The following is a 21,958-nucleotide window of genomic DNA, read 5'->3' on the forward strand; positions in this document are numbered from 1 at the left end:
GGGCGCACACGCTGCAACTTGTTTTCACGGCCCCTAGCTGGAGGTGGCCGAGACCCAGATGGTCCACCCCTGGCGGCAGGTGTCGGAGGGCAACTTGTTGTCGCAGCCCATGAGGCTGAAACTGACCCGCTTCCCCGCACCGGGGTAGACCACGAGACGGCCGCGCGTACGCGGCTGGTCCTTCAGTTTCAGCTCGCCCTTCAGCCCGCCGCTGAGCGTTACCCGGTAGTAGTCGTAGTTGAAGGGCGTGCTCGGCCCCCAGCGGAAGACCAGCCCGTTCCTGCCGTTGATCCTGGCGGAGTAGGCCGCGACGATCATTTTCGGGCCCTGGTCCGGAGACCAGGCGATCTGGCCGTCGTCGAAGTTCTGCCTGCGACCGTTGCGGTTCGGCACGCCTCGCTCCTCGTCGGTGGGGCAGCCGATGATGGCGTTCTCCCCGCCGAGCGAGCTCCAGTAGTCGCCGATCAGCCCGTACGGCTGGATCTGGCACGAGCGCGCGGAGGCCGGCTGGGCCACGAAGGCCGACCCGGCCACGACCATCACAGCGGTCGCCGCGATGCGAAGTGTCTTGTTCATGTCTTCCTGCCCTTCGGGAACGATCTCTGCCTCGAAAGTAGGCAGGACCGGGCAAGACGGCATGAGTAGGGCCTACTCATTTGCCGAGGGGAGCTCGCACCGGTGGGTACGACTGTGTACTTCACCGATTCGACCGGACCGCCCGCGGCGGCATCGTGAGGGCATCGAATCCGATGGGAGAACCCCATGAACGAGACCGACGTCATCGTGGTCGGCGCCGGGCCGACCGGGCTCATGCTGGCCTGCGAGCTGGCCCTCGCCGGAGTCCGCTGCCGCCTCCTCGAACGGCGTACCGAACAGCCCAACATCACCAGGGCGTTCGCCGTCCACGCGCGCACCCTCGAACTCCTCGACGCCCGCGACCTCGCCGGCGACCTCCTGGCGCGCGGGTTGCGGGTGCACGAGGTCCAGCCCGCGCCCGGCGCCACGCTCGACCTGCGCTCGCTGGAGACCAGGTTCCCGATGATCCTCATCGTGCCGCAGAGCGGCACCGAGCACGTGCTGGAGGCCCGCGCCCGCGAGCTCGGCGTCGAGATCGTGCGCGGGGCCGAGGTGACCGGGATCCGGCAGGACGCCCGGCGGGTGGAGCTGGACCTCGCCGACGGCCGCACGGAGTCGGCGGCGTACGTCGTCGGCTGCGACGGCGCCCACAGCGCCGTACGCCGCCTGATCGGGGTCGACTTCGCCGGTCGGCAGTACGAGACCCACATCCTGCTCGCCGACGTACGGCTCACCGCCCCGCCCGGGCAGGCCCTGTTCGCCACGGGGAACGACGCGGGCGTGGTGATCATGGTCCCGTTCGGCGACGGCTGGTTCCGGGCCATCGCCTGGGACCGGTTGCGCGAGCAGATCGCGCTGACCGTGCCGCTGCCGATGGAGGAGATGCGCGACGCCTTCCATCGCATCGCCGGCACCGACTTCGGGATGAGCGAGCAGCGGTGGAGCTCCCGCTTCAGGAGCGAGCGCAGGCAGGCCCGGCACTACCGCGTCGGCCGGGTGTTCCTCGCGGGCGACGCCGCCCACGTGCACTCTCGCTTCGGGCCGACCCGCCGCATCCTGGCCGGGCGGCTGACCGGCCTCGGCATCGCCTATCCCGCCGCGACCCGGGGCGCCCACCCGTGGACCGGGCGGCGGATGCCGGACCTCGCGTGCGAGGGCGGCAGGCTGTACGAGCTGCTTCGCGACGGCTGTTTCCGGCTGGTGGACATGACCGCGTCCGGCGCCGTCGCCGAGGCGGTCGCGAGCGCGGCGCCCGAGGTCCAGGTCACGCGGTACGCGGGCCCCGCGCGGCCGGGCCGGCCGGCGGTGATCCTGGTCCGCCCGGACGGGTACGTCGCCTGGGCGAGTAGCGGGCACCCCGACCTGCCCGCCCGCGCGGCGGCCGAGGCGGCCCGCTGGAGCGGCCCTCACCCGGCCGACGAGCTGAACGCCGCCTGGATCGAGCGCTACCGACAGGAGTGAGCGCTACCGACAGGAGTGAGTGGCCCGCAACCCGAAGAGGCCCGCGCTCCCCGGGTTGCGGGGCTTGTCCCGACGGCGTCAGCCGAGCCAGCCCGGCGCCACCAGGACGGCCCAGGCCGCCAGGGGGCCCACCACGACGATCGCCGCGCCGTACGCCAGGAGCTTGCGGTAGAAGGCGTCCCGCTCCATGCCCCTGACGTTGGCCACCAGCAGCGCCCCCGTCGTCGAGAACGGGCTGACGTCCACGATGGCCGACGACACCGACAGCGCCGCGATCATCGCGACCGGGCCCAGCGTGCCCTGGTTGAGCAGCGGCACGGCCAGCGGGACCAGCGCGCCCAGGATGCCCACCGTCGAGGCGAACGCCGACACCACGCCTCCGACGTAGCAGATGAGCAGCGCGACCAGCAGCGGGATGCCGATCGCCGCCACCGCCGAGCCCACGTAGTCGACGGTGCCGATCTCCTGGAGCACGCCCACGTACGTGACGACGCCGCAGATCAGCAGCACGGTCGGCCAGGCCACCCGCTCGACGGCGCCCTTGTTCGTCCTGGGGGAGGTGAGGGACAGGACGACGGCGACGGTGACGGCGGTCAGGCCGACGTCCAGCTTGAACACCAGCACCGCCAGGCAGAGGGCGACGATGCCGGTCAGGGTCAGCGCCTGGTGCGGGGTGAGGCGCAGGCCACCGGACCCCGCGTCAGAGGCGTCGGGGACCGGTTCCGGAGCCGCGGCATCGTCGGCGGTCTCCACGGAGACGGACGTGGCCGCGGCTCCGGGGGCGGACCCGCCGGACGACGAACCGGCGGCGGACGCGCCGGACGACGGGCCGGTAGCGGCCCCACCCGAAGAGGCGGCGGCCGAAGAGGCGGCGGGCGAGGAGGTGGCGGACGTAGAGGCGGTGGGCGAAGGGGCGGGCGCATCGGGGGAGACGGCGCCGCGGTTGACGAGGTGACGGCCGCCGAAGATGAAGAACACGACCGCCGCCGCGCCCGCGTTGAACGCGAAGCTCGACAGGAACAGCACCAGGTCGTCGACGGGCAGCTTCGCGTCCCTGGCCACCCCGTTCACGATCCCGCCCAGCACGCTGATCGGCGAGAACGCGCCCGCCTGCGTGCCGTGCGCCACCATGAGCCCGATCAGCATCGGATGGATCCGGTAGTCGGCCGCGAACCCGAAAGCGATGGGCGCCAGGATCGCCGCCACCGCCGGGGCCGGCGCGCCCACGGCCGTCAGCAGCGCCGAGATGGCGAACACCACGATCGGGATGGCGGCCAGCCGGCCGCGTACCAGGTGCACGGCGGCCCGTACGAGCCAGTCGACCGTGCCGTTGTTGGTGGCGATCGCGAACAGCAGCGTCACCCCGACCAGGATCACGAACAGGCTGCCGGGGAAGGCCCCCAGGATGTCGTCCGTGCTCATCCCGGCGGCCAGCGTGCCGACGAGGAAGGCGCCGACCAGGGCCAGCGCGCCCAGGTTCACGGGGAAGACGGTCGCGATGACGAACATGACGATGAGGGCGAGAATGGACAGGAGCTCTGCGGACACTGCGTACTCCGATCTCCCCCGAGCGTTAAGGCAGGTCGACCACCTGGTGAAGGAGCTCGACCGGATGGCGGGCAGCGCGTCCCGCGCCGTGGGCGATCTGCTGGCGGCACGAGACCCCCGTGGCCGCCAGCAGGGTGTCGGGCGAGGATGCGGCGATCGCCGGGAAGAGCCGGAGGCCGCCGATCTTCATGGACAGGTCGTAGTGCTCGCTCTCGAATCCGAACGATCCGGCCATGCCGCAGCAGCCGGCGTCGATCTCTTCCACCTCCGCTCCCGGGATCCTGGACAGCAGCTCGCGCGTGGCCGCGGTGCCGACGACGGCCTTCTCGTGGCAGTGGCCGTGCAGGAGGATCCGGCGCCCGCTCAGCCCGCCGTTCAGCGGCAGCGAGCCGTCGTCGACGGCCTCCGCCAGCAACTCGGGGATGAGCCTGGCCCGCGCCGCCACCGCCGCCACCCGGGGGTCGCCGGGGAGCAGTGCGGCGTACTCGTCCTTGAGCGTGAGCAGGCAGGACGGCTCCAGCCCGACGATCGGCGCGTCCGAGCCGGAGAGCCGGCCGACCATGGCCTCGGCCATCGCGCGGGCCCGGTCCAGCAGCCCCTTGGAGATGCTGGATCGGCCGCAGCAGCCCTCCGACTCCAGGCGTACCCGATAGCCGGCGCGCTCCAGCAGCTCGACGGCGGCCCGCCCGATGCCGGGCTCGCTGAAGGAGGTGAAGGAGTCCGCGAGCAGGATCACCTCCCGCCGCCCGGAACGCCGTCCGGAAGAGGGCGGCCGGCGGGCGAACCAGCGGAGCAGGTTGTCGCGGCGGAAGCGGGGCAGCGGCCGCCGCGTGCTCAGCCCGAGCGGCCCGCGCAGGGGGGCGGCCAGCCAGTTCGACAGGGGCGCGGTGGCCGAGCCGAGCCGGTTGAGCGTCCGGATCGCCCCGAACAGCCGTGACCGCGGCGGCACGCCGTGGGTCTCCTGGTACTGGTGCAGGAACTCGCTCTTCATCGCCGCCAGGTCCACGCCCAGCGGGCACTCCGACTGGCAGGCCTTGCACTCCAGGCAGAGGTCGAGGATCCCGTGCAGCCTCTCGTCGCCGAGGGCCTGCCGGGGGTCGTCCGAGGACAGGGCCTTGACCAGGGCGTTGGCGCGGCCGCGGGTGGAGTGCTCCTCCTCGCGGGTGGCCATGTACGACGGGCACATGACGCCCGTGTCGTCCTTGCGGCAGACCCCGACGTTCATGCACCGGTCGGCGGCGGCGTGCATGCCGTCCGCGAACGACAGGGTGGTGCGCAGCGGGCGCGGCGCGGGCATCGCGGGATCGCGAAGGTGCTCCGTCATCGGGGGCGCGTCCACGATCTTGCCGGGGTTCAGCAGCCCGCGCGGGTCGAAGGCGTGCTTGATGCGCCGCATCGCCTCGTAGACCGCGTCGCCGAACAGCCGCCGGTTGAACTCGGAGCGCGCCAGCCCGTCGCCGTGCTCGCTGGAGTTGACGCCGCCGTGCCGGGCGGCCAGCTCGGCGATCTCCTCGGCGACCGCGCGCATGGTGCCGATCTCGTCGGGCACGCGCAGGTCGACGAAGGGGCGGATGTGCAGGCAGCCGACCGAGCAGTGGCCGTAGAACCCCGCGGAGAGCCCGTGCCGGGAGAGGATCTCCGCGAACTCCTCGACGTACGGCAGCAGCCGCTCCGGCGGCACGGCCGTGTCCTCCACGAACGCCAGCGGCCTGCGGCTGCCCACGCTGGAGGCCATCAGCAGCCCGAGCCCCGCCTTGCGGACCTTGAGCACGGCCGCCTGCTGCCCGGCCGCGACGGCCCGCAGGGTGTGGTAGCCGTGGCCGTTCGCCTTCCAGGTGGCGGCGAGCTTGTCCACGCGGTCGGCCACCTCGGCCGGGCTGTCGCCGAAGAACTCGACGAACAGCAGCGCCTCGGGGTCGCCGGACAGGATGTCGCCGAGCCCGGCGTAGTCCACGCGCCGCCTGGACAGGTCGAGGATGGCCTTGTCGATGAGCTCGACCGAGGCGGCCTCGAAGGAGAGCGCGTCCGCGGTGGCGGCGATGGCGGACGGCGTGGAGGCGAAGTGGCCGACGGCGATGGCCTTGGCCCGGGGCCGGTCCACCAGCCCGACCGTGGCCTCGGTTACCACGGCCAACGTGCCCTCGGAGCCGACGACCAGCTTGGTGAGGTCGGGCAGATCACGGGCGGCCAGGTCCAGGCGGTAGCCGCCCGAGTGCCGCCAGAAGCGCGGGAACCCGGACAGGTCCACCCCCTGCAGCGCCTCGGCGACGGCCGCGCCCAGGCGGGCGTCGGAGCGCAGGTCGGGCGTGCTGGCGTCGGCGAGCACCACCCGCAGCGACTCGACGTGGTCCACGGTGGACCCGTAGAGCACGGAGTGGCTGCCCGCCGAGTTGTTGCCGATCATGCCGCCGATCGTGGCCCGGTTGCTGGTCGAGGTGTCGGGCCCGAACATCAGCCCGTGTTTGCGGGCCGCCCGGTTGAGCTGGTCCTGCACGACGCCCGGCTGCACGCGGGCGCTCCTGCCGTCGATCTCCAGGATGCGGTTCATGTGGCGGGAGAAGTCGACGATCACCGCCGCGCCGACCGTCTGCCCGGCCAGGCTGGTGCCCGCCCCGCGCGGCAGCACCGGCACCCCCAGCTCGCCGCACGCCGCGACCAGCGCCTGGACGTCGCCGGCGTGCCGGGGGAAGGCGACGGCGAGCGGCTCGATGGCGTACATGCTGGCGTCGGAGGCGTACAGATGCCTGGTGTACGGATCGTCCCTGACGTCTCCTTCGAGCAGCCGGGACAGGGTCCGGGCCAGGGTCATTCGGCCCCCTCCAGGTACGCCAGCGCGGCGCGCGTCCCGCCTTCCTTGATCGGCACTCCGGCCGCGCTCAGCCCCATCTCGACGCCGCTCAGCGTGCCGGCCAGCGTCAGGTCGTTGAAGTGGCCGAGGTGGCCGATCCGGAAGACGCGCCCCGCGAGCCGCCCGAGCCCGGTGCCGAGCGACATGTCGTACCGATCGAGGATGAGCTTCCTGACCGCGTCGGCGTCGTGCCCGTCCGGCATCAGCACCGCGGTGAGCGAGCTCGAGTGCTCCCGCTCGTCGGCGCAGAGCACCTCGAGCCCCCACGCCCGTACGGCGCGTCGCGTCGCCTCGGCGTGCCGGTCGTGGCGGCGGAAGACCTCCGCCAGCCCTTCCTCCTCCAGCAGCATGACGAGCGCCTCGCGCAGCCCGTAGAGCAGGTTGGTCGGCGGCGTGTACGGGTAGAAGCCGCCGCGGTTGGCCGCGATGATCGGCTCCCAGTCCCAGTACGAGCGGGGCAGCCGCCCCCGGTGGGCCAGCGCCTTCGGGCTGACCGCGTTGAGCCCGATGCCGGGCGGCAGCATGAGCCCCTTCTGCGAGCAGCCGACGGTCACGTCCACGCCCCATTCGTCGTGGCGGTAGTCCATCGAGCCCAGCGACGAGATCGTGTCCACCAGCAGCAGCGGCGAATGCCCGGTCCGGTCGACGGCCGCGCGGATCTCCGGGATCCGGCTGCGCACGCCGGTCGAGGTCTCGTTGTGCACGACCATGACGGCGGCGTGCTCGGCGGTGAGGCGGCCGGCGATCGCGTCGGGGTCGGCGCCGTGCCGCCAGTCGCCGGGCACGAGGTCCACGACCAGCCCCAGCCGGGCGGCCATCTCGCACCAGAGCGCGGAGAAGTGCCCGGTCTCGTACGCCAGCACCCTGTCCCCGGGCGAGAGCGTGTTGACCAGCGCCGCCTCCCACGCGCCCGTCCCCGACGACGGGTAGACGATCACGTGGTGGCGGGTCCGGAAGACCGCCTTCAGCCGCTCCAGGACCTCGCCGGCCAGGCGGGCGAAGGCGGGGCCGCGGTGATCGACGGTGGGCTGGGCGATGGCGCGCAGCACCCGGTCGGGAACGTTGGTCGGTCCTGGGATCTGCAGGAAATGACGCCCCACGTCTTGATCTCCTTGCGTGCCGTGTCACGGCACGGTGTGCCGTGTTGCGGTTCACTAACATTAAAATCGGTCCGCAGAGGAGTCAATGGATGCAGAACGTGATCAACGCCCTCCGGGTGCTCGAAGAGGTCGCCGCCCGCCAGCCCGCCGGAGTCGGGGAGCTGGCCCGGGTGCTCGGGCTGCCCAAGAGCACGGTGCAGCGCTCGCTGAGGACGCTGCACGAGGCCGGGTGGATCAGGCCCGCCGCGGGCGAGATCACGCGCTGGCAGGTGACGAGCAAGGCGTTCCAGGTCGGCCGCAGGACGGAGCTGGGTCTGCGGGACGCGGCGATGCCGGTCATGGAGCAGTTGCGGCAGCGCACCGGGGAGACGATCCACCTGATGGTGCCGGAGGGCGACGCGGTCGTCCTGATCGAGCGGCTGGAGACCGACAAGCCGCTGCGCATCGTGCTGCCGCTCGGCATCAGGCTCCCGCTGCACGCCTCGGCCAACGGCAAGGCCGTGCTCGCGCACAGGTCCGCCCCGCTGCCGGAGCTCGCGTCGTACACGGACACGACGATCGTCGACCCCGAGGCGCTGGGCGCAGAGCTGGCGGCGGTCCGGGCGCGGGGTTACGCGGACAATCGCGGTGAGTGGCGCTCCGACATCGCGGCCGTCGCCGCCGCCGTGCTGGGCCCGGACGGCCCGGTCGCCAGCCTCAGCATCTCCACCCCCGCCAGCCGCATGCCGGAGGAACTGCGCGGGGAGTACGGCAAGTTGGTCACCCAGGCGGCCCGCACTCTGACGGAGTCCCTGACCTGAGCGTGGCTGAACGGCAACTTGTCATCTGAGCATCCGGAAACTTTCTGGAAATGCGGGCGTCGAATGCTGGCCTGACGCTGCGGTGATCAGCACGAATATAACAGTTTGCACCCTCTTGACACGCCGAAACCTGGACCCATAAGTTGCCGCAATATTAACGGGAATTCCTCGAAAGTTTCGGCAGCAGGCCGGCTAAGAGCCGAAAGGGTGGCATGAGGGGCCAGGTACCAATCGACAAGTGGCGGGACACGCGGCTGACTGCCGCCGAGCGGGCCGAGGTGCTCATCCCGCTCATGACGCTGGAGGAGAAGATCGCCCAGCTCGTGGGCGTCTGGGTCGGCGCCGACGCGTCGGGGGGAGGCGTCGCCCCGCACCAGGCCGACATGGCGGGCGTGGAGTGGAGCGACGTCATCGCCCACGGGCTGGGCCAGCTGACCCGCCCGTTCGGCACGGCGCCGGTCGATCCCGTCGCCGGCGCGCGCTCGCTGGCCGCCTCGCAGGCCCAGATCGTGGCCGCCAGCAGGTTCGGGATCCCGGCCCAGGTCCACGAGGAGTGCCTGACCGGCTTCGCCGCCTGGCGGGCGACGGTGTACCCGGCGCCCCTGAGCTGGGGCGCCTCCTTCGACCCCGAGCTGATCGAGGAGGTGGCCGGGCGGATCGGCCGGTCCATGCGGGCCGCCGGCGTCCACCAGGGCCTGGCCCCGGTCCTCGACGTCACCCGCGACTACCGCTGGGGTCGCACCGAGGAGACGATCGGCGAGGACCCCTATCTGGTCGGGACGGTCGGCGCGGCCTACGTGCGCGGGCTTGAGGGTGCGGGCCTCGTCGCCACCCTGAAGCACTTCGCCGGCTACTCCGCCTCCCGGGGCGGCCGCAACCTCGCCCCCGCCCACATGGGAGGCAGGGAACTGGCGGACGTGATCCTGCCGCCGTTCGAGATGGCCCTGCGCCTGGGCGGCGCCCGGTCGGTGATGAACTCCTACGCCGAGATCGACGGCGTCCCCGTCGCGGCCGACGAGGAGCTGCTGACCGGGCTGCTGCGCGAGGAGTGGGGGTTCGCGGGCACGGTGGTCGCCGACTACTTCTCCATCCGGTTCCTGCACAAGCTGCACGGCGTCGCGGCGGAGGCCGCGGACGCGGCCGGGCTCGCGCTGCGGGCCGGGATCGACGTCGAACTGCCCACGGTGGACACCTTCGGCCCCCCGCTGATCGAGGCCGTGAAGTCGGGACAGGTGGACGAGGCGCTCATCGACCGCGCGCTGGCCCGGGTGCTGGCGCAGAAGGCCGAGCTGGGGCTGCTCGACGAGGACTGGCGGCCGCTGCCCGGCGACGCCGCCGACGTGCGGCTCGACGACGAGGAGAGCCAGGAGCTCGCCCTGCGCCTGGCGCGCGAGTCGATCGTGCTGGTGCGCAACACCGGCGGCGTCCTGCCGCTCACGCCGGGCCGGCGGGTGGCGCTCGTGGGGCCGGTGGCCGACGACCCGATGGCGATGCTCGGCTGCTACGCCTTCCCCGCGCACGTGGGCCCGCACCCCGAGCACGGGCTCGGGCTCGACCTCCCGTCGCTGCGCGAGGCGCTCGGCGCGCTGGTCCCCGATCTCGCGTACGAGCCGGGCTGCGAGATCACCGGCGACGACACCTCCGGGATCGCGGCGGCCGTCGCCGCGGCGGCGGAGAGCGACGTGTGCGTGCTCGCCGTCGGCGACCGGGCGGGGCTCTTCGGGCGCGGCACCTCCGGCGAGGGCTGTGACGCCGCCGACCTGCGACTGCCGGGCGTGCAGTCCGAGCTGGTCCGGGCGGTGCTGGCGACCGGCACTCCGGTGGTCCTGGTGCTGCTGGCCGGGCGGCCGTACGCGCTGGGCCCCGAGTTCGACGCGGCCGCGGCCGTCGTCTACGGCTTCTTCCCCGGCCAGCGGGGCGGCCAGGCGCTGGCGGAGGTGCTCACCGGCGCCGTCAACCCGACCGGTCGCCTGCCGGTCAGCGTGCCGCGCGACGCCGGCGGCCTGCCCGCCACCTACCTGTCGCCGTGGCTCGGGCGCCGTACGCAGGTGTCGTCGGTGGACCCGACGCCCGCGTACTCGTTCGGGCACGGGCTGAGCTACACCACGTTCGAGTGGGAGCTCCTCGACACGGGCGCGGCCGAGTGGCCGGTGGACGGCGAGGTCACCGTCGGGGTGAGCGTTCGCAACACCGGATCGCGGGCCGGCGCCGAGGTCGTCCAGCTCTACCTGCACGACCCGGTCGCGCAGACCACCAGGCCGGTGGTGCGGCTGGTCGGCTACGCCCGCGTCCCGCTGGAGGCCGGGCAGGCCGCCCGCGTGGAGTTCACCGTCCCGGCAGACGCCGCGTCGTTCACCGGCGTGCGCGGCCGGCGCATCGTCGAGCCCGGCGACGTCGAGCTGCGCTTCGGGCGCTCCAGCGGGGACGCCGCGACGGACCCGGCGACGGCCACGGTGGCGGCCGTGCCTCTACGGCTGACCGGCGCCGAGCGCGAGCTCGGGCACGACAGGAACCTGCTGGTCACGGCTCGTATCACACGGGAAGGAGCGGGATGAGCACAACGTCGTTGGACAATCCGCCGCGAGACGCGCGGGCGGCGGGGCCGGCGCCCAGCCGGCGCAGACGGGCCAAACCCGGCACCTGGCGGCACGCGATCCGCCGCGACTGGCAGCTGTACTCGCTGGCGATCCTGCCGCTGCTGTTCTTCGCGATCTTCCGGTACCTCCCGATGCTCGGCAACGTGATCGCCTTCCGCAAGTTCGAGCCCGGCGGCAGCATCTTCGGCGAGACCTGGGTGGGCCTGCGGTACGTGAAGATGTTCCTGAACGACCCGTCGTTCTGGACCGTGTTCGCCAACACGCTCATCCTCGGCGCGCTGACCCTGCTGTTCTGCTTCCCGCTGCCGATCGTGCTGGCGCTGCTGCTCAACGAGGTGCGCAACCGGCGCGTGAAGCGGTTCCTGCAGTCGGTGTCCTACCTGCCGCACTTCCTGTCGATGGTCATCGTGGCCGGCATCGTCATGCAGATGCTGGCCATCGACGGGCCGGTGAACCAGATCGTCAAGGTGTTCGGCGGGGAGCCCACCGCGTTCCTGCAGAAACCCGAGTGGTTCCGCACGATCTTCGTCTCGTCGGAGGTCTGGCAGACCGTCGGCTGGGGCACCATCCTCTACCTGGCCGCGCTGACCACCATCGACGAGCAGCTCTACGAGGCGGCCCGGATGGACGGCGCCGGACGGTTGCGGCAGATCTGGCACGTCACCCTGCCGGGCATCCGGCCGACGGCGATCACGCTGCTGATCCTCAACATCGGCACGTTCATGGCCGTGGGCTTCGAGAAGGTCCTGCTCCTGTACAACCCGCTGACCTACCCGACGGCGGACGTGATCTCCACGTACCTGTACCGGATGGGCGTGGAGTCCAGCAACCTCAGCTACGCCGCCGCGATCGGCCTGTTCGAGGCCCTGGTCGGCGTGGTGCTGATCCTCTCGGCGAACCTGATCTCCCGCCGCACAGTAGGGACGAGCCTGTGGTGACCCTCGAGAAGACCCGTGGCTACCGCGCCTTCCAGGTGGTCAACGCCGTCATCCTGAGCGGCGTCGTGATCGTGACGCTCTACCCCTTCCTCAACATCCTCGCCCGCTCGTTCAGCGAGGAGCGCTACATCGTCGGCGGGCAGGTCAACCTCATCCCGCGCGGGTTCAACATCACGACCTACAAGCTCGTGGTGTCGGACCCGACATTCTGGACGAACTACGGCAACACGATTGTCTACACCGTCGTGGCCACGGCGATCGCCATGCTGCTGACGACGTGCTACGCGTACGTGCTGTCCAAGAAGCACCTCAGGGGCCGCACGTTCCTGATCTGGGTCGCCGTCTTCACCATGATCTTCTCCGGCGGCCTGATCCCCAACTACGTGCTGGTCAACGGCCTCGGGCTGACCAACTCCATCTGGGCCATCGTCCTGCCCAACGCCATCAGCGTCTTCAACCTCCTGGTCATGAAGGCGTTCTTCGAGGGCCTGCCGCAGGAGCTGGAGGAGGCCGCCGCCATCGACGGCCTGAACACCTACGGCGTCCTCTGGCGAGTGGTGCTGCCGCTGTCGAAGGCGGTCATCGCCACGATGGTGCTGTTCTACGCGGTCTCCTTCTGGAACTCGTGGTTCACGGCGTTCCTCTACCTGAACAAGACCGAGTTGTTCCCCGTGACCATCTACCTGCGCAACCTCATCGCGGGCGCCACCGGCGCCGAGTCCGCGGGCGCGTCGCTCAGCGAGGCGTCGGCGGCGGCGGCCAACATCCAGTCGGTGACGATCATGCTCACCGTCGTCCCCATCCTGGCGGTCTACCCCTTCGTGCAGAGGTACTTCGTCTCGGGCGTCATGCTCGGCGCGGTCAAGGGTTAACCACTGTCCTCCCGAAAGGATCCCCCCATGCAGCACATCTCCCGCCGTCAGGCACTCCTCGGGCTGGGTGCGCTCACTCTTGCCGTCGCCGGCTGCGGCGCGGACGAGGCTCCGAAGAAGGCCGCCGACGTGTCCGCGAACAAGGCGGGCGCGATGGCCGGCTACGGCGTCAACCAGCAGTTCAAGGCCACCGAGCCGATCTCGTTCGACGTGCTCTACAACAACCACCCGTTCTACCCGGACAAGAGCGACTGGCTGTTCTGGCAGGAGCTGACCAAGCGGACCAACGTGACGCTCAAGCCGGTGGAGGTGCCGCTCAGCGACTACGAGAAGAAGCGCGGCCTGCTGGTGGGCTCCGGGCAGGCCCCGCTCATCATCCCGAAGACCTACCACCCGGCCGAGGAGGCGTTCGTCTCCTCCGGCGCCATCCTGCCGGTCAGCGACTACTTCGACCTGATGCCCAACTTCAAGGACAAGGTCGCCAAGTGGAAGATGGAGCCGGAGCTGGACACCCTGCGCCAGGCCGACGGCCGCATCTACCTGCTGCCGGGGCTCCACGAGGAGATCTGGGCCGACTACTCCCTGGCCGTGCGGACCGACATCCTGGAGAAGCACAAGCTGGAGGTCCCGAAGACCTGGGATGATCTCTACACCCTGCTCAAGGCGCTGAAGAAGGAGTACCCGGACCTCTACCCGATGACCGACCGGTTCGGTGTCCCCACGCCCGGCGGCAACATCTTCAAGCTCGTCGCCCAGGCCTACGGCGCCAAGGGCGGCTGGCAGTACCAGCACGCGACCTTCGACGCCACGGCCGGCAAGTTCGTCTACACCGGCGCGATGCCGCAGTACAAGCAGATGCTGGAGTACCTGAACAAGCTGGTGAAGGAGAAGCTGCTCGACCCGGAGAGCTTCACCCAGCAGGACGAGCAGGCCAAGCAGAAGTTCAACTCCGGCAAGTCGTTCGTGATCAGCGCGAACGCGCAGTCGATCGTCAACGACTACCGTCCCACGCTGACCAAGCTCGTCCCGGGCGCCAAGGTCGCCAAGATCCCGGTGCCCCTGGGCCCGGTCGGCGAGTACAAGATCGACACCCGGCTCGAGAACGGCGTCATGATCTCCAAGAAGGCGCTGGAGAACAAGAACTTCGTCGCCATGATGCAGTTCATCGACTGGCTCTGGTACTCCGACCAGGGCGAGGAGTTCGCCAAGTGGGGCGTCGAGGGCACGACGTACACCAAGGACGCCTCGGGCGCGTTCAAGCTCGCCAAGGACATCGACTTCGTCGGCCTCAACCCCGGCGCGCCCAAGCACCTGCAGAAGGACTTCGGCTTCTCCAACGGCGTGTTCGCCTACGGCGGCACCACCAAGCTGCTGAACTCCACCTTCTCCGAGGAGGAGGTGGCCTTCCAGGACGTGATGAACGCCAGGAAGGGCTGGCCGGTCGAGCCGCCGCACCCGTTCAACGACGAGGAGCGCGAGCAGGCCACGCTGTGGGAGACGCCGCTGAAGGACTACGTCACCCAGCAGACGCTCAAGTTCGTCCTCGGCGAGCGTGACCTGAGCGAGTGGGACGCCTACGTCAAGGAGCTGGAGGCCAAGAACATGACCTCCTACATGAACCTCGTCAACTCCGCCTACGAGCGCTTCAAGAAGGACCACGGCTGATGCGAGTGCCCTCGGAGGCCTCGGGGCGGCTGTCCGACGCCTGGCGGTTCTGTGTCGGCACCGGCCGCTTCGAGCTGGCGCTGCGCCGCGACTACCAGGACTCGCTGGCACTGATCCAGCGGGAGATCGGCTTCCGGCACATCCGGGGGCACGGGCTGCTGAGCGACGGGGTGGGCGTCCACCAGCCGTACGAGTACGCGGGCGCGCGGCACGTGCGCCACTCGTTCACGTACGTGGACCAGGTGATCGACGCCTACCTCGAACTCGGCATCCGCCCTTTCGTGGAGCTGGGGTTCATGCCCTCCGGGCTGGCCTCCGGCGACCAGACCGTGTTCTGGTGGCAGGGCAACGTCACCCCGCCCCGCTCCTGGCGGGAGTGGGCGGAGCTGGTGCGGGCCACGCTGGCGCACCTCGTCGACCGGTACGGGCTCGACGAGGTGCGCACCTGGCCCATCGAGGTGTGGAACGAGCCCAACCTCAAGGACTTCTGGCAGGACGCCGACCAGGACGCCTACCACCGCCTCTATGAGGTGAGCGCGCACGCGGTCAAGGAGGTGGACGCCTCCCTCCAGGTCGGCGGCCCGGCCATCTCGCCCGGCTCCGACGAGTTCCTCGTGCGCTTCGCCGACTTCGTGGCCGAGCGCTCGCTGCCCATCGACTTCGTCAGCCGGCACGCGTACACCTCCGGCCCGGCCCAGCACGTGCCGTTCGGCGTGCACCAGACGCTCGCGCCGGCGTCGAAGCTGCTGGAGCAGTTCGCCACGCCGCGGCGGCAGCTCGCGGGCGGCCCGCTGGAGGGGCTGCCGGTGCACATCACGGAGTTCAACTCCTCCTACCGGCCCGACAACCCCGTCCACGACACGGCCTTCCACGCCGCCTACCTCGCCCCGGTGCTGGCGGCCGGGGGAGACCTGGTCGACTCCTTCTCCTACTGGACCTTCAGCGACATGTTCGAGGAGCAGGGGATCCCGACCTCGCTCTTCCACGGCGGCTTCGGCCTGCTGACCCACCGGCAGATCAAGAAGCCCACCTACCACCTGTACGCGTTCATGGCCCGGATGGGTGACCAGGTCCTGGCGCGCGGGGAGGACCACCTGGTCACCCGGGACGGCGACGGCCGGGTCACCGTGCTGGCCTGGGCCCCGGCGGACGCGACCGGCGCAACCCCAGTGGACGGGCACGCCTTGCGGCTGTCGATCCCCATCGGGGAGGCCGCCTCGGCGTTCGAGCTGCGCTCGTCGGTGAGCGAGGAGAAGGGCAACGCGTGGGCGGCGTGGCGCGAGCTGGGCCGCCCGCGCTCGCCCCGGCCCAGGGAGCTCGACGCGCTGCGGGAGGCGGCCGAGCCCGTGCGCTCCCACCGGAGCCTGCCCGTCACGGACGGTCGCGTGGACCTGGATCTCCGGCTCGACCGCCACGAGGTTACGCTGGTCGAGCTCACACCGGTGGTGGACCGGACGCCGCCGTGGTGGGACGACAGGCGGCTGCTCGGCCTGGGAGAGGAGAGCCCATGAGCGAGGTGTCGGCGGGGCGGCGGTTCGGCGAGGGCCCGCTCTCGCGCGCCGCCACGCTGATCTACAGCCTGCTGGTGGTCGAGGGCCTGTTCCTCGTCGCGACCGCGCCCGGCCTGATCGCGCTGACCCTGCTCGGCGGCGACGCCGCCAACGTGCCGCTGGTGGCGGCCTGCGCGCTGCCGCTCGGCCCCGCGCTGTCCGCCGCCCTCTACGCGCTGCGCCATCGCAGCCGGGACATGACGGACCTGCATCCGGCGGCGGCGTTCTGGCGCGGTTACCAGGCCAACGTGCGCGGCGTGCTGAAGATCTGGGTGCCGTGGCTCGTCGCGCTGGCCGTCGTCGGGACGAACCTGGCGAACTTCGCCGTCGCCGGCGTCCCGGGGTGGTGGGCGGTGCTGCTCGTGCTCGTCGCGCTGGCGGCGCTGCTGTGGGCCGCCAACGCGCTGGTGATCACGTCGCTGTTCGCGTTCCGGGCGGTGGACGTGGCGCGGCTGGCGTCGTACTTCCTCATGCGCCACCCGAAGGCCGCCCTCGGCAACGCGTCGCTGCTGATCGTGGCGGGCGGCATCACGATGGTCGCCACCGAGCTGGCGCCCGCCCTGCTGGCCTCGGCGTTCGCCGCGGCCCTGCTGTGGAACAGCCGCCCGGTGATCGCCGAGGTCCGCGAGCGCTTCACCGCCTGAGGAGTCGCGGGCGCGGATCGAGCCACTATCCTCAGCATGATCTCCCGGTGATCACCGGGAGATGAGAGCTGCGGAAGGTGGCGGGGCATGCCGTCAGTGCTGAGGCTGGGCGTGGTGAGCCTGCTGGTCGCCACCGTGTTCGCCGGGCTCGCCATGTGTGCCGCGGCTCTGGGCGATGCGGAAGTGCGGCATGCCGTGGAGACGGCTCCGCCTCAGGCCGTCGGCGTCACGGTCGCCGGCGTGATCAACGCCGGGAACTTCGCCGGGTTCGACCGGGCCGTACGGGAACAGACGGCCCTGGCCTTCGGCGGTGCGCGCACCGAAGTGACCACCTTGCTCCGCTCGGACGGCTACACGATGCCGGGCCAGGAGAAGCTGAGGTACCGGCGGCCGGAGCGGCTCAGGTTCGGCAGTCTCGACGGATTCCAGCAGCACGCGAGACTGGTCAGCGGCTCCTGGCCCCGGTCGCGCACCGAGCCGGTCGAGGCGGCGATCTCCCAGGCCGCCGCCTCGTTCACCGGCTTCACGGCCGGCCAGGTGTTCACCACGATCGGCCGTATCGACGCCGAGCCGGTAAAGGTCAAGATCACCGGGGTGTTCGTGCCCGACGACCCGTACGGGCCGCGCTGGGCCGGCGACCTGATGCTCGGCCGTGGCGTCGAGAGGGAGGGATACACCACCTACGGTCCGCTCATGGTGGATCAGGCCACCTTCCTCGACCGCTTCGCCGAAACGGTCGACGCCACCTGGACCGTCGTGCCCGACCTGCGCGGCCTGCCGGTCGAGCGGCTGCGTACGGCCGCCGCCCGGCTGCCGGACCTGCGCGAAAAGCTCAAGGCGAACGGCTGCCCCGACTGCACGCCCGCCAGCGCTCTCCCCGGCACACTGGCCCGGATCGAGGCCGCCGCGCAGGCGGCCCGCTGGACCGTCCTGGGTCTGGCGGCGCTCCTGGCCCTGGCGCTGCTCCTCGCGCCCGGGCCCAGGCGGACCGGCCGGGCCCTGGGCACGGCGGCGGTGGTCATGGGCTGCGCGTTCCTGGCCCCCTTCGTGGCCCGCCTGCTGCTGTCCCTGGCGGAGGCCACGCCGTGGTGGCGGGCCGCGGGATTACGGCTGCCGGACCTGTCGGGAACACTCCTGGTGGCGATCCCGATGGCGCTGGTCGCGGTCGTGTGCCTGGTCGCCGAGGCACCGAGGCCGGGGATACGGGCGCTCTCCTCGGGGATCGCCGCCGCGGTCGCCGTCCTCGCGATCGGTGGCGCCACGACCTGGCGTTCCTCGCAGGCGGACCAGGCCCGTCACCAGGCCGGTGCCGACGTGCGGCTGACCGGCCCGCCGGCGGGAGGCGAGCCGGGCGTCCTCGGCCGTGGCACCGCCTTCACCGCGCTGCCCGGTGTCACCGCCGCGGTGCCCGGACACCGCGATCGCGTCGATGTCGACCTCCGCTACAGCACCCTCCTCGGCGTCGACGCGAACCGCCTCGGCGAGGTGTTCCGGCTGCGGCCCGATCTGTCGGACCGGACGGTTGCGCAGCTGGCGGCCGCTATGGTCGCCGGCCGTCCCCAGCTCGGCGCCCTGCCGCTGCCCGGTCAGCCGCGCACGCTCACCGTCGAGGTCGAGCGGTCCGACGGCTCCGTGCGGCTGCGCGCGGTGGTCTCCGACGCCCTCGGAGTCTGGCACGACCTCCCGGTCGCACCGCCGCGCGAAGGCTCCGCGAAGGTGGACGTGGACCTCGCCGGCCTGGCCGGCCCGGACGGGAGGATCGCCTACCCGCTAGCCGTCCGGGGTTTCCTGGGCGACGCCACCGACGACTCCGCGCACGTGATCACCGTGACCGCGCTGCGCGCCGACGGCGGGGAACTGGCCCTGCCCGCGGGCCAGCGATGGTCGGAAGGGACGGGAAGCGGCATCTTCTCGCTGAAGGTGAAGGACGGTGCCTCCGTCGTGCGGCCCGTACCGCTGAACGCCGCCCCCGCCCGGCCGGTGCCGATCGTGCTCACCCCCGAGCTGGCCGCCTCGGCGAAGCTCGCCACGGGCCGGACCGGCTCCATCTCGCTCGGACGGCGACCGCTCCAGGTCGAGCTCGCCGGTGTCGTCGAGCGCATGCCCGGCGTCGCTCTCGACTCCGCCGCCGTCCTCATGGACTGGCAGACCTTGCAGGCCTGGAACCTGGCCGCGGCACGGCCGCCGTTGCCCGCCACCGACTGGTGGCTCGCCGTGGACGGCGACGGGAACGCGGCCCGCGCGGCGGTGGCCGGATCCGGGTGGGACGTCACGGTGATCGGCTCGCCGGATTCGGCGGTCCCATCGCCCGTTCTGCTGGGCGGAGCGATCGCGCTGGGGCTGGTGGCCGCGTCCGGCCTCCTGCTCCGCGCCGCCGCCGCGGGCCGTTGGGCGGCCCTGTGGCACGCCGCCGCGGGCGCCTTGCTGGGGCTGGGGCTCTGCTATGTCCTGATGCCCCGGCTCGTGCGCGCCTGGCAGGGCGGGCCCGTCACGCCCGACGTCGTGCCGGACGTGCCGTGGCCTGCGATCGTCGCCCTGCCCGTGCTGGTGGCGGCTGTGATCGCCGTCGCGCGGTCGTTCGCCGGGCGCTCCCTAGGGGATGCTCCTACCGCGCGCGTCGGGGACGCCTGACTTGCGGAAGAAATAGGCGTTGATCTGGTCGCGCCACTCCTCGGCGCAGCGGACCTGCTCGTCGAGCCGCTCCTTGACCCGGGCGTACAGGTCCGGGTCGACCGCGTCGGTGTCGGCCAGCTTCTCCCAGTGCAGCCGCATCTCGGCCGCCTCCTCCGCCCCCGCGAAGTGCGTGTCGTAGATGTGCTGGATGACCGTCGAGCCGCTGTGCAGCACGTGCCCGTACGGGACGTGGTGGAAGAACAGCAGCAGCTCGTCGGGGCAGCGCTCCAGCGACTCGTAGACGTCCGACCACGGCTGCGGGTACTGGCCGGTGAAGCCGGTGCCGGTGGCGCGCGTGCGGTCCACGCCCACGCCGTCGCGGTCGGCGAAGTGGTACGTGCCCCACGGCGTGTACTCGTAGCCGTCCACGTCCGGGCCGTAGTGGTGGCCGGGGCGCACCATGAAGCCGACGCCGAGCGGCGCGGTGTAGCGCTCGTACGTGCGCCACGACCCGTCCATCATGGCGTGCAGGGTGCGCCGCAGCGGCTCGCCGGGCCACGCGAAGGTGAGGTCGATCCACTCGTCGAGGACGGCGGCCGGGTCGAGGCCCGGGTCCCAGGCGAGGCGGCCGAACGCGTACAGGTTGGCCTGCGCGAGCGGGTGGCCGGTCCAGTAGCGGTCATCGCCCGCGTTGGAGACCGCGACCAGGTCGCCCGCCTCGGCGACGTTCTCGAACGCGAGGATCTCGCTCCACATGGGGGCCAGGTAGCAGACGTGCCGCTGCTGGCCGGTGTACTCCTGCGTCACCTGCAGCTCCACCGCCAGGCGGGTTCCCTGCATCTCCAGGATCACCGGGGAGACCGGCTCGCGCGTCTGGAAGTCCATGGGGCCGTGCTTGACCTGCAGGATCGCGTTGTCCAGGAACCGGCCGTCGAGCGGGGCGAAGTGGTCGTAGGCGGCGCGGGCGCGGTCGGTCGAGCGGTCGCGCCAGTCCTGGCGGTGGTTGTAGACGAAGGCCCGCCAGTGCACGACCCCGCCGAAGGGGGCCAGGGCCTCGGCGAGCATGTTGGCGCCGTCGGCGTGGGTGCGCCCGTACGCGAACGGGCCCGGCTGGCCCTCCGAGTCGGCCTTCACCACGTACCCGCCGAAATCGGGGATCGTCGCGTACACCTGCTCGGTGGTCCGCGCCCACCACGCCCGCACCCCCTCGTCGAGCGGGTCGGCGGTGGGCAGGCCGCCGAGCGCGATCGGGGAGGCGAAGTTGACCGACAGGTGCACGCGGATCCCGTACGGGCGCAGCTCGGCCGCGATCGCGGCCACCTCGCCGAGCCGGTCGGTCAGCAGGTGGGCCTCGGTGGCGTGCACGTTCACGTTGTTGATCGCGACCGCGTTGACGCCGGAGGCGGCCAGCAGCCGCCCGTAGGCGCGCACCCGCGTCAGGTCCGCGCGCGGCGCGCCCTTGTCCCAGAAGATCGAGCCGCCCGCGTAGCCGCGCTCGACCTGGCCCATCACCGGGTGCACGTCGATGTTGTCCCAGTGGTCGAGCATGCGCCGGCGCATCGCGGGCCGGTGGTGCTCCGTCTCCCTGTCGGCCCCGAACGCGGCCTCGCCGAGCCGTACGACGTGGAAGAACCCGTACAGCAGCCCGGCCTCATCGCCGCCGGTCACGGTCGTGACGCCGTCCCGCCGCGCGATCGCGTACCCGTCCGCGCCCTCGGCCGCGTCCAGGCCCAGCACCAGGTCGTACGGGCCCTCGGCGCCGTCGCCGTACCGGGCGCGGGCCCGCGTGACCTCCGCCCGCACGGTCTCGGCGAGCGGCCCGTCGGCCCGCACGAGGGTACGGCGGGAACCGATCGCCCGGAACGCCTCGGGCGGCAGCCACGCCGCGTGGACGTCGGTCAGTTCGGGAATGGTCACGAGGCTCCTTCGGTCGGGCACCGAGGGATGAATCTATCGAAACCGCACCCGCCGCGAGCGATCAGGGGTGGCGCTGCTCAGGCGCCGCGGGGGGCCGACAGGGTCGCGCTGATGTTGCCGACGCGGCCGTGCCCGTCGAAGTCGACGGCCGCCTCGAAACCGGGGCCCGTGAGCATGAGCCGGTCGCCGCCCGCGTCGCTGTAGGACGCTCCGAGCCCGCGGCGGGCGGCGTAACCGTGCATCGCGCGCCGGTGGTCCGTCAGCAGCGGCAGGGAGAGCGCCTGCTGCAGGACGCGCATGACGCGGACCGGCTCGGGCGGCGGCAGCTGGAAGTCCGGGTGCTCGACGAGGAACGCGGCCCGGGTGCCGCCGCCCGCGTCGCCGCTGTAGGACGTCCAGTGGCCGGTCACCGCCTTGGCGGCCTCGGTGAGGATCGCGGCGGCGAAGTGCGGCTCGGCGGGGGAGGTGGGCAGCGCGGCGAACGGCACCTCCGCGGAGGCCAGCTCCGCGATGCCGAACCGCTGCCCGAAGTCCCGCAGCGTCCCCGACAGGGCGGTCACCGGCTCCGGGAAGCCGGACGGGTTGGCCCAGGCCCACAGCCACGACTCCGGCCCTGGAGCGGCGCTGCCGAGCAGGTGGAAGCGGGTGCAGGTGATCGTGCGGCTCCCGGTGAACTGGAAGCGCTGCTCCCGCAGGTCGACGCTCCAGCTGTGCTCGCCGAGGACCTCTTCGAGGTGGATCTGGTGCTCGAGGGAGAGGATGGCCGCGTCGTCGAGCAGGTTCGTGAGTGTGAGGGATTCCGGCATCCCGGCAGACTACGGGATGCGTC

15 protein-coding genes are annotated in these 21,958 nt (G+C 71.8%); 9 read left to right on the forward strand and 6 right to left on the reverse strand.

Going from position 1 to position 21,958, the window contains the following annotated elements; translation table 11 throughout:
* Nucleotides 1-33 precede the first annotated feature (33 nt).
* Nucleotides 34-576 carry an LGFP repeat-containing protein gene (locus tag ACIHFD_RS11865; RefSeq protein ID WP_397366792.1) on the reverse strand — a complete coding sequence of 181 codons (543 nt, stop codon included), beginning with the start codon at nt 574-576 and terminating at the stop codon, nt 34-36.
* Nucleotides 577-762: 186 nt separating this feature from the next.
* Between ACIHFD_RS11865 and ACIHFD_RS11870 the strand changes: the two genes are divergently transcribed.
* A complete protein-coding gene (locus tag ACIHFD_RS11870) occupies nt 763-2,037 on the forward strand; it encodes an FAD-dependent monooxygenase (RefSeq protein ID WP_397366793.1) in 1,275 nt (424 codons plus the stop codon).
* A 78-nt stretch (nt 2,038-2,115) separates the two neighbouring features.
* Here the strand turns inward: ACIHFD_RS11870 and ACIHFD_RS11875 are convergent, their stop codons facing one another.
* The 3 genes from ACIHFD_RS11875 to ACIHFD_RS11885 are packed head-to-tail and all read right to left on the reverse strand — an operon-like array spanning nt 2,116 to nt 7,533.
* A complete protein-coding gene (locus ACIHFD_RS11875; RefSeq protein WP_397366794.1) occupies nt 2,116-3,585 on the reverse strand; it encodes an SLC13 family permease in 1,470 nt (489 codons plus the stop codon).
* A gap of 25 nt (nt 3,586-3,610) precedes the next feature.
* Nucleotides 3,611-6,394 (reverse strand): FAD-binding and (Fe-S)-binding domain-containing protein, encoded by a 2,784-nt coding sequence (locus ACIHFD_RS11880; RefSeq protein ID WP_397366795.1) that lies wholly within the window; start codon nt 6,392-6,394, stop codon nt 3,611-3,613.
* Nucleotides 6,391-7,533 carry a pyridoxal-phosphate-dependent aminotransferase family protein gene (locus tag ACIHFD_RS11885; RefSeq protein WP_397366796.1) on the reverse strand — a complete coding sequence of 381 codons (1,143 nt, stop codon included), beginning with the start codon at nt 7,531-7,533 and terminating at the stop codon, nt 6,391-6,393. Before ACIHFD_RS11885 ends, ACIHFD_RS11880 begins: the two co-directional genes overlap by 4 nt.
* A gap of 89 nt (nt 7,534-7,622) precedes the next feature.
* On the opposite strand from ACIHFD_RS11885, the gene ACIHFD_RS11890 reads away from it, so the two are divergent.
* The 8 genes from ACIHFD_RS11890 to ACIHFD_RS11925 all read left to right on the forward strand — a co-directional run bounded on the left by ACIHFD_RS11890 (nt 7,623) and on the right by ACIHFD_RS11925 (nt 19,230).
* Nucleotides 7,623-8,333, forward strand: coding sequence for an IclR family transcriptional regulator (locus ACIHFD_RS11890; RefSeq protein ID WP_363974526.1), 711 nt, complete (start codon nt 7,623-7,625; stop codon nt 8,331-8,333).
* Between the two features lie 212 nt (nt 8,334-8,545).
* Nucleotides 8,546-10,888, forward strand: a complete 2,343-nt coding sequence (locus ACIHFD_RS11895) for a glycoside hydrolase family 3 N-terminal domain-containing protein (protein WP_397366797.1) — start codon at nt 8,546-8,548, stop codon at nt 10,886-10,888.
* Nucleotides 10,885-11,868 (forward strand): ABC transporter permease, encoded by a 984-nt coding sequence (locus ACIHFD_RS11900; protein WP_397366798.1) that lies wholly within the window; start codon nt 10,885-10,887, stop codon nt 11,866-11,868. Before ACIHFD_RS11895 ends, ACIHFD_RS11900 begins: the two co-directional genes overlap by 4 nt.
* A complete protein-coding gene (locus ACIHFD_RS11905) occupies nt 11,865-12,740 on the forward strand; it encodes a carbohydrate ABC transporter permease (protein WP_355195813.1) in 876 nt (291 codons plus the stop codon). Before ACIHFD_RS11900 ends, ACIHFD_RS11905 begins: the two co-directional genes overlap by 4 nt.
* 27 nt (nt 12,741-12,767) lie before the next feature.
* The gene (locus ACIHFD_RS11910) at nt 12,768-14,405 is read left to right on the forward strand and encodes an extracellular solute-binding protein (RefSeq protein ID WP_397366799.1); all 1,638 of its coding nucleotides are present in this window, start codon (nt 12,768-12,770) and stop codon (nt 14,403-14,405) included.
* On the forward strand, nt 14,405-15,916 hold the full coding sequence (locus tag ACIHFD_RS11915) for a hypothetical protein (protein ID WP_397366800.1): 1,512 nt from the start codon (nt 14,405-14,407) through the stop codon (nt 15,914-15,916). Before ACIHFD_RS11910 ends, ACIHFD_RS11915 begins: the two co-directional genes overlap by 1 nt.
* On the forward strand, nt 15,913-16,599 hold the full coding sequence (locus tag ACIHFD_RS11920) for a hypothetical protein (protein WP_397366801.1): 687 nt from the start codon (nt 15,913-15,915) through the stop codon (nt 16,597-16,599). The genes ACIHFD_RS11915 and ACIHFD_RS11920 overlap by 4 nt, the downstream gene beginning before the upstream one ends.
* A gap of 87 nt (nt 16,600-16,686) precedes the next feature.
* Nucleotides 16,687-19,230: a hypothetical protein gene (locus ACIHFD_RS11925; RefSeq protein ID WP_397366802.1), complete on the forward strand. Its 2,544-nt coding sequence runs from the start codon at nt 16,687-16,689 to the stop codon at nt 19,228-19,230.
* On the opposite strand, the gene ACIHFD_RS11930 is transcribed toward ACIHFD_RS11925, so the two are convergent.
* Nucleotides 19,192-21,129 carry an alpha-glucuronidase gene (locus ACIHFD_RS11930; RefSeq protein WP_397366803.1) on the reverse strand — a complete coding sequence of 646 codons (1,938 nt, stop codon included), beginning with the start codon at nt 21,127-21,129 and terminating at the stop codon, nt 19,192-19,194. The two genes, ACIHFD_RS11925 and ACIHFD_RS11930, sit on opposite strands and share 39 nt — an antisense overlap.
* Nucleotides 21,130-21,206: 77 nt before the next feature.
* Nucleotides 21,207-21,935 carry a DUF6882 domain-containing protein gene (locus tag ACIHFD_RS11935; RefSeq protein WP_397366804.1) on the reverse strand — a complete coding sequence of 243 codons (729 nt, stop codon included), beginning with the start codon at nt 21,933-21,935 and terminating at the stop codon, nt 21,207-21,209.
* Nucleotides 21,936-21,958: the final 23 nt, after the last annotated feature.

It is taken from the genome of Nonomuraea sp. NPDC051941, assembly GCF_044593615.1.